Source organism: Thermanaeromonas sp., assembly GCF_021890735.1.
Lineage (GTDB): Bacteria > Bacillota > DSM-521 > Neomoorellales > Neomoorellaceae > Thermanaeromonas.
This window is the reverse complement of sequence record NZ_JAKKUR010000049.1, coordinates 1-11,460: the sequence shown is the minus strand read 5'-3', so window position 1 is coordinate 11,460 and position 11,460 is coordinate 1. Positions and strand designations below refer to the sequence as shown.

15 protein-coding genes and 1 pseudogene are annotated in these 11,460 nt (G+C 46.0%); all 16 read left to right on the top strand.

Annotation, left to right across the window (positions count from 1 at the left end; all coding sequences use genetic code 11):
• On the top strand, window positions 1–232 hold a 232-nt coding region (locus tag L5656_RS08060; RefSeq protein ID WP_297201567.1), incomplete at its 5' end, for a cation:proton antiporter regulatory subunit.
• 71 nt (window positions 233–303) lie between these two features.
• Entirely contained in the window at window positions 304–1,125 is an 822-nt protein-coding gene (locus L5656_RS08055) for an inositol monophosphatase family protein (RefSeq protein WP_297201565.1), read from the top strand.
• A 242-nt stretch (window positions 1,126–1,367) separates the two neighbouring features.
• Entirely contained in the window at window positions 1,368–2,642 is a 1,275-nt protein-coding gene (locus L5656_RS08050; protein WP_297201562.1) for a copper amine oxidase N-terminal domain-containing protein, read from the top strand.
• Between the two features lie 242 nt (window positions 2,643–2,884).
• On the top strand, window positions 2,885–3,412 hold the full coding sequence (locus L5656_RS08045) for a DUF2680 domain-containing protein (RefSeq protein WP_297201559.1): 528 nt from the start codon (window positions 2,885–2,887) through the stop codon (window positions 3,410–3,412).
• Between the two features lie 112 nt (window positions 3,413–3,524).
• Window positions 3,525–4,214 (top strand): response regulator transcription factor, encoded by a 690-nt coding sequence (locus L5656_RS08040; RefSeq protein WP_297201556.1) that lies wholly within the window; start codon window positions 3,525–3,527, stop codon window positions 4,212–4,214.
• A 3-nt stretch (window positions 4,215–4,217) separates the two neighbouring features.
• A complete protein-coding gene (locus L5656_RS08035; protein WP_297201554.1) occupies window positions 4,218–5,591 on the top strand; it encodes a sensor histidine kinase in 1,374 nt (457 codons plus the stop codon).
• Window positions 5,592–6,084: 493 nt separating this feature from the next.
• Window positions 6,085–6,321: an FmdB family zinc ribbon protein gene (locus tag L5656_RS11400; protein ID WP_366018130.1), complete on the top strand. Its 237-nt coding sequence runs from the start codon at window positions 6,085–6,087 to the stop codon at window positions 6,319–6,321.
• Between the two features lie 33 nt (window positions 6,322–6,354).
• Window positions 6,355–6,756, top strand: coding sequence for an iron-sulfur cluster assembly scaffold protein (locus L5656_RS08030; RefSeq protein WP_297201552.1), 402 nt, complete (start codon window positions 6,355–6,357; stop codon window positions 6,754–6,756).
• A gap of 17 nt (window positions 6,757–6,773) precedes the next feature.
• Window positions 6,774–7,607, top strand: coding sequence for an Mrp/NBP35 family ATP-binding protein (locus L5656_RS08025; RefSeq protein ID WP_297201550.1), 834 nt, complete (start codon window positions 6,774–6,776; stop codon window positions 7,605–7,607).
• 92 nt (window positions 7,608–7,699) lie between these two features.
• The gene (locus L5656_RS08020) at window positions 7,700–8,425 is read left to right on the top strand and encodes a Rossmann-like domain-containing protein (protein ID WP_297201549.1); all 726 of its coding nucleotides are present in this window, start codon (window positions 7,700–7,702) and stop codon (window positions 8,423–8,425) included.
• A 171-nt stretch (window positions 8,426–8,596) separates the two neighbouring features.
• Window positions 8,597–8,980 carry a NifB/NifX family molybdenum-iron cluster-binding protein gene (locus tag L5656_RS08015; protein ID WP_297201546.1) on the top strand — a complete coding sequence of 128 codons (384 nt, stop codon included), beginning with the start codon at window positions 8,597–8,599 and terminating at the stop codon, window positions 8,978–8,980.
• Window positions 8,977–9,324: a NifB/NifX family molybdenum-iron cluster-binding protein gene (locus L5656_RS08010; protein WP_297201543.1), complete on the top strand. Its 348-nt coding sequence runs from the start codon at window positions 8,977–8,979 to the stop codon at window positions 9,322–9,324. Before L5656_RS08015 ends, L5656_RS08010 begins: the two co-directional genes overlap by 4 nt.
• A gap of 21 nt (window positions 9,325–9,345) precedes the next feature.
• Window positions 9,346–9,516 carry a 4Fe-4S binding protein gene (locus tag L5656_RS08005; protein ID WP_297201540.1) on the top strand — a complete coding sequence of 57 codons (171 nt, stop codon included), beginning with the start codon at window positions 9,346–9,348 and terminating at the stop codon, window positions 9,514–9,516.
• Window positions 9,517–9,549: 33 nt separating this feature from the next.
• Window positions 9,550–10,401 carry an ATP-binding protein gene (locus L5656_RS08000; protein ID WP_297201537.1) on the top strand — a complete coding sequence of 284 codons (852 nt, stop codon included), beginning with the start codon at window positions 9,550–9,552 and terminating at the stop codon, window positions 10,399–10,401.
• Window positions 10,394–11,254 carry a P-loop NTPase gene (locus L5656_RS07995; protein WP_297201534.1) on the top strand — a complete coding sequence of 287 codons (861 nt, stop codon included), beginning with the start codon at window positions 10,394–10,396 and terminating at the stop codon, window positions 11,252–11,254. Before L5656_RS08000 ends, L5656_RS07995 begins: the two co-directional genes overlap by 8 nt.
• Window positions 11,255–11,267: 13 nt before the next feature.
• Window positions 11,268–11,460, top strand: a pseudogene (locus L5656_RS07990) (hypothetical protein); the annotation flags it as partial.

Below are 11,460 nucleotides of genomic sequence, written 5' to 3'. Positions count from 1 at the left end.
ATTGCAGAAACTCCATGAAATCTCTTTATCTGAAAGTTCACCGTTGGTGGGGAAAACCTTGGCTAGTTGCGAGTTCCGGGCTAAAACCGGAGCTACTGTAGTAGCCATACAGCGGAACAATGAAATCATCTTCTCTCCTTCGGCCGAAACTCCTCTTCGCGCCGGAGATGTGTTGATCGTGGTAGCTCCGGAAGAAATTTTGGAGCGCGTATATGCATATGTAAATCGCTAAAAGCCCCCTTGTTAAAAGGGGGCTTAAGTTTAGTTGTAAAAAAGTAAGCCCGGGAAAGGGAGAGGTGGAATATGCAGGATAGGCAAGAGGAGTTAAAAAGTAAGCTTGAGGTAGCCAAACAGGCAGCCCTCCAAGCTGGGAGATACGTCCGGGAAGCCTTGGGAAGGGTGAAACACTTCTCTACTAAGAGTTCGGTCACAGATCTTGTTACTGAAGTAGATCGGCAATCAGAAGCTTTGATCAAGAAACTCTTACGCGAAAATTTCCCAGGGGACAGGATTTTGGGAGAAGAGGGAGGGATAGAAGAGCCTAGTGTAGGTGGGAAAGAGGCTCAACGAGCCGATCTGTGGATCATCGACCCTTTGGATGGAACTACCAACTTTGTCCAGGGCTTGCCCTTTTTTAGCATTTCTATTGCCCTACAGCGAGGAGGAGATATCGCCCTCGGGGTGGTTTACGATCCTAACCGCGAGGAGATGTTTTATGCCCATAGAAACTTTGGCTCCTTTCTTAACGATAAACCTATAAGGGTTTCCGAGCAGAATAATTTACAGGAGAGCTTAGTGTGTACTGGGTTTCCCTATAACATATCTCCTGAGGAAGAAACTTTAATCAACATCCGGAATGTGGCTCCTCGGGTACGGGATTTGAGGGCTTTGGGTTCGGCTGCGTTAGAGCTGGCGTATGTAGCTTGTGGTCGGCTTACAGGATATTGGGAATGGAGGCTTTCTCCCTGGGACGTAGCAGCAGGTAAGCTTTTGGTAGAAGAAGCTGGGGGATGTGTTACTACTTGCCAGGGGGAGCCTTTTTCTTTGTCTAGCCCTTCTATATTAGCAACCAACGGAAAGATTCATAGCGATCTCGTCCGCCTGCTCTCCAGGCGGCGAAAATAAAAAGTCGGGTAGTAAATGCTCCTACCCGGCTTTTGTGGTCTTATAAGGAGGTTAATTTAACCTTACTTTATGGTACATATGTTCGAAAAGTGGAGATGAAGTGGAGATGAAGTGGAGATGGTCCAGCGAGAGGGAGTTAAATGTAGTTTAATTTAAAAGGGGTAAGAAGGGAAAGCAACCCCTTTTTCGAAATTTATTTTAGAAAGAAAACCTTTACCCGCAAAAGGGGGTTAAGAAATTCTTTGGGACGGAAAGCGTACTGGATAATAATAGGGCTTTTTATTTTTCTCTTTAGCTTTGGATGCTTTATTGCGCCTGCCTATGCTAGTGGTCTGCGCGTTACCTTTATTATAGGCCAACCTACTTATTGGGTTAATGAGCAAACTTTTAGTATGGATGCTGTGCCCTTCCTATCCTCCGGTCGCTCTTTTGTACCTTTACGCTACCTAGCTTATGCCTTAAATGTAGCTCCGGGAAATATCTCTTGGGATGGCGCTACAGGTATTGTTACTTTGAAGACAACTATAGATTCTGCTTATTTTGAGATAAGGCTGGGAGTACATAACAAATATCTAAGTGTAATTAAAAGGGTCCAGTCGGGTGAAGCCCAAGTAGTTACTTCTGTGAGTCTTCCCATGGATGTAGCTCCCCTCTTATTAAAGGGGCGAGTTTACTTACCCGCCCGCTATGTGGCAGAAGCTTTAGGGTATAAAGTAACTTGGGAGGAAGAAGGGCAAAAAGTAATAATTACGGCTAACCAGGATATTACACCAGGAGAAACTGATAAATCCCAGCTCCTCACTTCCTATAGGGGAACCCAAGCTTTCAAGAAGAGCTATTTATGGGATTATCGGGGGACCCAATACCAGTGGCAGATAATAGTACCTGCTTCTTTAAGGGAATACAACAAAAATTTGGAAAAATTCTTAGAAGAATGGAACACCCTGACATCGTATGAGCGGGCTACCCTTTTAGAGAGCTTGCCCTCTTCTACTAAGGAGTTTTTACTTTCAGTATTACAAGCACCTGCTGGCGATTTTCGGCCCTGGGTAAAAGAGCAGATGAACTACACTTATACTAATAATCTGGCTCTTGAACTACATCGCCAGGCAGCTAAAGAAGGATATAATCGTTTTTATAAAGCGGAATTCATTTTGAGCTTTGTTCAATCCTTGCCCTACATTTACACTCCTCTGCCCCGCCTGCCAGCTACCACTATCCTAGAAGGCGGCGACTGTAAAAGCAAATCCATCCTTTTAGCTGGCTTTCTTAAAGCGCTTGGGTACCAGGTTGCCCTTTTAGAATTTCCTCCCGAGGAATTTGGAAACAACATTGGCCATGAAGCAGTAGGTATTGCCTTTGATACCCGTGAACTTCCGACGCGAGAAAGCTTGTTTTACTTTGAATACCAAGGCCAGCGTTACTATTATGCCGAGACTACTACGCCTGGGTGGAGGTTAGGAGAGATGCCTGAGCTTCTTCAGAATAAAGTAGTCGTGGTTTATTCCTTGGAATAAAGGGGGTAAGGAGGGCGGTTTTTAAGCCTATCTCTACTCCCACCATTACTTTTAGACTGTCCCCAGCTTCCAACAAAAGCGCTAGAGCATATACGGGAGAGACTACCCAATTATGCTCTAGCCTTAACAATTTCTTGATAATCCCTTGAGTACTTTTTGGTAACTGCCCTTTATACTAGAAACCGAGGCAAGGAGATATTCCTATGCCGGACTTAAAAATTAGCGAAGGGGGTTGCTAACACGTGAGGCGCATAAGATGGTTGGCTATTCTTTCCGTATTATTAGTGGGTCTCTTTTTGACTCCGGCCTTTGCTGAAGATATTACCAGTACCACCAGGCCGGGTTTGGGACTACGAATTGGTCGGATGCAGGGGAATTTGGTCAGTACTGTTGCGGCGATTTTAGGGGTTGATGAAGCTAAAATTTTAGAACAGCGCCGTTCTGGCCAATCTCTGGTGGAAATTGCTGAGGCCCAAGGAGTGGACAAAAACCAGCTAGTACAAAAAGTTTTGGAGGAGCGCAAAAGTATTCTGGATCAGATGGTAAAGGAAGGCCGCCTTACTCAGGAACAAGCTGAACTCTGCCTAAAGAATATGGAACAACGTGTGGAGTACAATGTTAGCCGTACCTCTGTGGGGCCACCACCCTGGGCTGGGAAGGGCTTTGATAATGGCTCTGGTAACGGCCAGGCCGGGCTTAGAGGGAATGGCTTAGGTCAGGGTAGAATGGGTCGTGGTTTTGGCCTGGGAAGTGGTGGGAATAGCAGGTAATGGGAGAGGCGGGGGTCATCAGACCCCTGCCTGTACAGAATATCCATAGCGAGGAACATCCATGGTCTGAATAAAAGGCAGACGATACCAGGGAGGTTATTAAGTAAAAAAGATGGGTGCACCGTTAATCCTGGTAGTAGAGGACGAAGAAAAAATTAAGGAAATGGTAGCCAGCTACCTAGCTGGTGAAGGATTCCAAGTTAAAACGGCAACTACAGGTCCTGAGGCCTTACAGATTTTAGAAGGACACAATTTTGATTTAGTAGTCCTCGACTGGATGCTGCCAGGGCTAAGCGGTTTAGAAGTTTGCAAACAGGTAAGACAAAAATCCGATATTCCTATAATTATGTTAACAGCTAAGAGTGAAGAAGTAGATAAACTTTTAGGCCTAGAGCTAGGTGCAGATGATTATATAACCAAGCCTTTTAGCCTGAGAGAGCTGGTGGCTCGCATAAAAGTGGTGTTAAGGCGAAGTAAGGCTAAAGACGCATATCGACATGAGGAATTAACCCTTGGCGATCTTTACATAAATTTTACTACGCGGGAAGTAAGGGTAGAGGGTCGTGAAATAGAACTAACCCCTACTGAATTTGCCCTTCTTTCGGTTATGGCGCGCCATCCAGGTCGGGTCTTCACTCGTATGCAGTTATTAGATTTAGCCTTAGGAGAGGCTTTTTTGGGTTATGAGCGCTCAGTGGATACCCATATAAGCAATTTGCGAAAGAAGATAGAGAAAAACCCTGCTAATCCCCAATATATACTTACTGTTTATGGAGTGGGCTACAAGTTCAGGCCCAGATAGGATATGAAGCTATCTTTTAAAATCACTGCTGCTATGGTGACAGTAGCTTTGGTAGCCATAGCTCTGGTGGCTATTACCTCCAATATTATTGCCGGTCGCTCCTTTAACACTTATTTAAACCGGCAAAAAGAACTTAGAATTTTAGAATGGCGATCTATCCTTCTTTCCTATTATCGTCGTAATAATGAGAGCTTTGAAGGGGTACAGTCCCTGTTTAGTTACCCCAGGCCCGGGTGGGGACGGGGCGGCCCGGGCTTTTCTGGTCGGGGGGGCCTAGAAAGAATTATATTGACAGATAAGGAAGGTAAAGTAATCGGAGATTCTGACGGAAGCTTTCTCGGTAAAAGGTTAAACCCGGCTGAACTAAAAGAAGCTTTTCCTTTAAATTATAATCAGGATACCATAGGCTACCTTTTAGTAACCACTAGGTCCGAAACAGGGATACGTTCCATAGAACAGGATTTTAGGGATAGCGTTTTGCTGGGTACCGCTTTAAGCGGCCTGATGGCCTTTTTGTTAGCTATAGCCTTAGGATTATTCCTTGCTCGCCGGTTAACTACACCTTTAGGGGAGTTGGTCTCCGCTGCGCGTAAAATTGCTAGCCGCCAGTGGAATCACCGGGTTAATATATCTAGTAAAGATGAGATAGGTGAGCTAGCCCAAGCCTTTAATTCCATGGCCAACAGCTTAGAAGGCTATGAGAATTCGCGAAAAAATTTAATGGCCGATATCGCCCACGAATTGCGGACACCCTTAGCTGTGTTAAGGGGTAACCTGGAAGCTATACAGGAAGGAGTATCTGAGCCCACCCCGGAACTCATTGCTTCTTTACATGATGAGGTTTTAAGGATCTCTAGGCTCGTGAAAGATTTAGAGGAGCTAAGCTTAGCGGAGATAGGAAAACTTGCTCTCCACTTTCAGGAGGTTTCCCTGGAAGAATTGTTAGAACGGGTGACCACTACCTTTGCAGCTGAAGCTGCTAGCCGGGGTATAGAGTTTCGACTCGAAGTAGAACGCTCCTTGCCATTAGTAAGAATAGATCCTGATCGTATAACCCAGGTTTTTTTGAATTTATTATCCAATGCCTTATGGCATACACCGCCGGCAGGGCTCATCAGACTCCAGGTAAAAAAAGAAAAAGATCATCTCCATGTGTGCATTGCTGATACTGGGCCGGGCATAGACCCCCAAGACCTGCCCTATATTTTCGAACGTTTTTACCGTTCCAGGTCTTCCCAACTACAGGCTGGAAGAGGGATGGGTTTAGGTTTGGCCATTGCTAGAGAGATTGTAGTAGGTCATGGCGGTCAAATTTGGGCGGAGAGCAAACCTGGCCAGGGGAGCACTTTCCACTTTATTATACCATTAGCTCATTAATTCTTAGGGATAGTCACATTTACTTTCTATGGGGGATTTTAAAACATGCCCTAAAATTTGAGCTGGATCCAGATAGAGGTTACTTCCTAATTGTAATGCCATGTGTACATATTGTCCCCATACTGTTTATCGCGACATCTGGGCAGGTAGGCACCTCAACATAGATACTTTTGAAACGTTGGTAACCTTACTTCTCCGAGGCTAACCTGGTATTTCTCCAGAGGTGGGGTGAGCCTTTTCTTCACCCCCATTTTTTCACCTTAGTTAAGCGTGCTAAACAGGTGGGATGCCTGGTGGGAACAACCACTAATGGGACTTTAATAGAGGCTGAGACGGTTGAAGAGATAGTGGCCTCGGGTAATCCTGCTTGTCAAGGATGTTCGAAGTCATATGCTAAGGATTTTATTTTTAATTGACATACGTTCAAATTCGGGATAAAATACGTATGAACAAATGACCATAAAGGCTGCACAAAAAGAGACTTTAGGAGGAGATGGGGATGCCCGAATTCGAGTATAAGTGTACCGATTGTGGAGCGATGAGCGTTTTCTATAAGCGGGAGGAAGCTCAGAGTTGTCCCGCTTGCGGGAGTAGCAGATTGGTTAGGATATTTTCACCACCTAATATAATCAAAGGTGGTACACGAATGGGTTCAGATTCCAAAAGATTATGTTGCGGTAGAGATGTCCGGCTAGGCGATTGTGTACCCGGCAGTTGTTGTCATAGCTGATGGCTATCGAAGGTAAGCTTGAGAGGTGGACTTATGTACAATACCAGCGTATTGGACCATTTCCTTAACCCGCGTAATGTAGGTTGCCTACCGGATGCCGACGGCATAGGCGTAATAGGAGATCCTGATTGTGGTGATTATTTAAAGATTTATATAAAGGTACAGAAAGGCAAATTAACAGATGTGAAGTTTGAAATTTTTGGTTGCCCGGCAGCTATAGCCACCAGCAGCATATTGACCGAATTAGCCAAGGGGAAGACGGTGGAGGAGGCCTTGAAGATAACCGACCTGGATATTATCGAAGCTTTGGGAGGATTACCTGAACCCAAAATACATTGCTCTAATTTGGGTGCTGAAGCCCTCCATAAAGCTATCCAGGATTACCTGGCTAAAAGTTCAAAACAGAAGGCGCTGCAAGACGCCAAAAAAGATTAGAAAGTGGTGAGGAAACGTTGAGTAAAGAAGCTTGTGAGACCTGCAACCCTGAAACGTGTACTTCTGCTACTTGCGAAACGAAAACAGCAGAAAAGCTCCCTTCCAAGGACGTAAACCATATAAAACATGTAATTGGTATTATGAGTGGCAAAGGTGGGGTGGGCAAATCTTCAGTAACCGCGTTACTGGCTGTTGCCCTGGCCCGTGAAGGTTATCAGGTAGGTATCCTCGATGCGGATATTACGGGTCCCAGTATTCCTAAAATGTTTAACATTCACCGATCCCTCCAGGGGAGCACTTTAGGAATTCTTCCGGCAGAAAGTTTGCTAGGGATAAAGATTGTTTCCTTGAATTTGTTGTTACCTCATGAAGACGATCCTGTTATCTGGCGTGGCCCGCTCATTGCAGGCGCAGTAAAACAGTTTTGGACGGATGTAGTTTGGGGTGAACTTGATTATCTATTGGTGGATTTGCCCCCTGGTACTGGGGATGCGCCTCTTACGGTGATGCAATCTTTTCCTCTGGCTGGGATTGTGATCGTTAGCTCACCCCAGGAACTGGCCAATATGATAGTGCGCAAGGCTATTAAAATGGCAAGCTTGATGAAGGTTAAAATATTAGGCCTTGTAGAGAATATGAGCTATGTCCTTTGCCCGGACTGTGGTAAGGAAATTTACATTTTTGGCCCGAGCCGGGCCGAAGAGGCGGCAGCTAAAGCCGGTATACCCCTTTTGGGCATTTTGCCCCTCGACCCGGAGCTGACCGCCTTATCCGACCGGGGTAAAATAGAGAATTACCAAGGTATGTTGTTAGAACGTGTACAAGGTTTTATTAGCCGGATGTCCTTGTAAGTCTTTATCGGGCCTTAAGGGATAAGTCTACTTTATCTACTTTAGGTGATGTGGGACGTGTTTTAGAAATTGACTAGGGGAAGGGAGCGAAAATGGCCTTTTTAGAAGATATTCGGGAGAAATTTAGCCAGTTGGTTACAGCTAATGGCTTACAAAGGGAAGAGATACAAGTAATAAATGCTAGACCTCTGACGCCTGAGGAAGCCATCGGCCGGCCAGAAAGATATGATTTCCCTCTTTTAAAGGGTAAAGAAGTGATGATGGAAGCTCTATTTTTAGGTAACCGGGGTCAAGCTTTTACTGACATGCCCGGCAACTTTCGAGGTACTATAGAAGATGTACTTGCTTTGCCTTTAAAGAACAACTTCGAGAGAGCGGTGTTTGTAGCCACTCTCAATGCTGTTATGCGGTATTTAAAGCTAGTGGATAAGACCGTACATTGCCGGGATAAAGAACCCGGGCAGTGTGCTTTACAATTAGTAGCTTATATAAGAGAACGTTTTGGACATCCCCGTATCGCTTTCATCGGGCTACAACCTGCTATGGTCACAAACTTAGCTGAACATTTTCCTTTAAGGGTAGTTGATTTAGACCCGGATAATATTGGGCAGAAAAAAGGTAAGGCTATAGTGGAAGACGTTTCCCATACGCCCGAGATTTTAGACTGGTGCGATATAATAGTTGCTACAGGGACGACAGCAGTAAACGATACTCTAACCCCTTTATTAGGGGAAAAACCCATTATATTTTATGGAGTTACTATCGCTGGTATTGCTTACCTTGCAGGTTTTGAGCGTTACTGTTTCTGTGGCCATTAAAGCCCAGCGCTAAAGTGCAACTTTTTAAGCTTGCTAGAACCATGGGGGCTCTCTAGCTTAAGCAGGCAGGGATGGCTCCCATGGTTTTTATCTGTTTTTTATTGACATATGGTCATAATAGGGTTATAATACAAAATGAACAAATGGCCATAATCTATAGGGGGGTAAAAGGTGAAAATAGCTGTCACGGCTCAAGGGCCTAGCCTGGAAGCCAGTGTAGACCCGCGTTTTGGACGCTGCTCTTATTTTGTTATAGCAGGACCTGATGGCGAAATAATCGAGGCTATCCCCAATGACGGTGTGGCGGCTGGAGGCGGGGCTGGTATAAGCGCTGCCCAGTTGCTGATAAACAAAGGGATAGAAGTTCTACTGACCGGGCAGGTTGGTCCTAATGCTATGCGTGTATTACAAAGCGCAGGGATAAAAATTTACCAGACGGCCGTGTCTACAGTTAAAGCTGCCTTGGAAGAGCTAAAAGAAGGTAAAGCGACACCTCTTTCTGGGGCCACGGTAGGTCCGCATTTCGGTTGGGGAAGGGGAGGGAGACAGTTTTGAAGATAGCGGTAGCTACAGAAGGCAATATGGTAGCCGAACATTTCGGGCATTGCTCCTATTATACTTTGTTCGAAGTCGAAAACGGGGAGATCTTAAGCAAGACAGTGATCCCCAATCCCGGGCATCAACCGGGGTTTCTGCCGGGATATTTGGCTAGTTTGGGTGTAGAGTGCGTAATCGCCCGGGGTATGGGAGCAAGGGCGATGGAGTTGTTCAGCCAGCAAGGGATCGAAACCGTCACCGGCGTAGGAGGCCTGGTTGACGAAATCGTTCGGGAATATCTAAAGGGCAATTTAAGAAACCAAGGCGGTCCGTGCCAGCACGACCACCATCATGGATGTTAATTTACTTTAGGGGGGTACCTAATGGCTGCACGAGTAATGCAAGAAAAGTGTACTGGGTGCGGGGCGTGTGCAGATGTATGTCCTGTAGAAGCTATAACTGTTGAAGGGGTAGCTAAAATAAACGAGGAAGAGTGCATAGAGTGCGGTGCTTGTGTGGATGAGTGCCCTAACGGGGCTTTAAGCCTAGATTAAGCCATAAACAAGAAGTGTGGTGAATTCAACCTTATGAAAGTGGCGGTGGCCAGCGGTAAGGGCGGGACAGGTAAGACTACAGTGGCCGTGAGTTTAGCTCTGGCGCTGGGAGGAAGTGTACCCATCCAATTCCTCGATTGCGATGTGGAAGAACCCAACGGTCACCTATTTTTAAAACCTGTTTATACCCGAGAAGAGGAAGTAACCCTTTTAGTCCCGGAGATAGATGAAAATAAATGCAACTATTGCGGAACTTGCGCTAAGATATGTAACTTCAATGCCATAGCCGTAGCGGGCCGGAAGGTTTTAGTTTTTCCCGAGCTGTGCCATGGATGTGGTGCGTGCAGCAGGTTTTGTCCCGAGGGAGCTATAAGGGAGGTTCCTTTCCGGATAGGCGTAGTCGCCAGTGGCCGGGCGGGCAGCATAGAAATGGTAGAAGGCCGGCTGGATATAGGTAAACCGCTGGCCCCGCCGGTTATAAAAGCAGTTAAGAAACACGCTCAACCTGACAAGGATGTTATAATAGATGCCCCGCCCGGCACTTCTTGCCCGGTTGTGGCTGCCATAAACGGAAGCGATTTTTGTCTTTTAGTTACAGAACCCACACCCTTCGGGCTTTATGATCTGAAACTGGCCGTAGAGGTAACCCGGGAGCTAGGGATCCCTTGCGGGGTTATTATAAACCGGTCCACTTCTACAGATGGTGATGTAGAAAAATATTGTTATCAAGAAGGTATCCCGGTCGTTTTGAAAATACCCTTTGATCAGCGTTATGCTGCTTGTTATGCCCAAGGGCACCCCCTTGTTTTAAAATTTCCCGAATGGATACCGGCCTTTAAGGAACTATGGCAGAGAATAGTGGGGATGGTGAAGAAAGGTGTTTGAACTACTGGTTATCAGTGGTAAAGGTGGAACGGGGAAAACCTCCTTAGTAGGGGCTTTGGCCATGTTAGCTAAAAATAAAGTGTTGGTAGATTGTGATGTAGATGCCCCGGACTTACACCTTCTTCTCCATCCCGAAGAAGAAAGCAGCAATGAATTCTGGGGAGGCTATAAGGCAAGTATTAATATAGAGCGGTGTACCAGATGCGGTCTATGCGAAGAAGCCTGCCGTTTTGAAGCCATAAAGGATTTCCGGATACACCCTGTTTTTTGTGAAGGGTGCGGTGTCTGCTTCCGCTTATGCCCGGTAGGGGCCGTAGAATTTAAGCAGTTGGCGGTAGGATATTGGTATATCTCCCGGACTAATTTTGGCCCCTTGGTCCATGCCCGCCTAGGAGTGGGGGAGGAAAATTCGGGGAAACTTGTTACAGTTGTCCGGCAGGCGGCCCGCAACTTGGCCCGGGAGAGAGGATTAAACCTGATAATAATCGATGGACCACCCGGAATAGGGTGCCCTGTAATTTCTTCCTTGACGGGTGTCTCCTTAGCCTTAGTGGTTACAGAGCCCACTGTGGCAGGTAAACATGATTTGGAAAGGGTAATAAATCTTGCCCGCCATTTCCGAGTACCGACTGTAATCGCTATAAACAAATTTGACTTGGCTTTAGAGAAGAGTGAAGAAATAGAGAAATATTGTGCCCAACAGGGGCTAGAAATAGTAGGGAAGATCCCCTTTGATGAGGAGGTTAACCGGGCATTATCACGTGGCCAGTCTTTCCTGACCGTTAAGCACTCTAAAGCAGCTTGTGCTGTTACCTCCCTTTGGGAAAAATTGCAAGTGAGGCTAGGAAGCTAAAGGGGGGGTATCCATGGAAAATGTCGAAAAAGTCTTGAAAGACCGAGAGAAATTTTATGCAGTCCAGGATAATTTACAACGTTTGCAAGAAAGCGAGCACCGGCTCACTCGCCAGCGTAAGGCGGTACTTAAAGCTTTCTTAGAGCTATCCCCAGAACACCCAACGGTGGAAAAGATATATCAGGTAGCCAAAAATTATTGTTCTA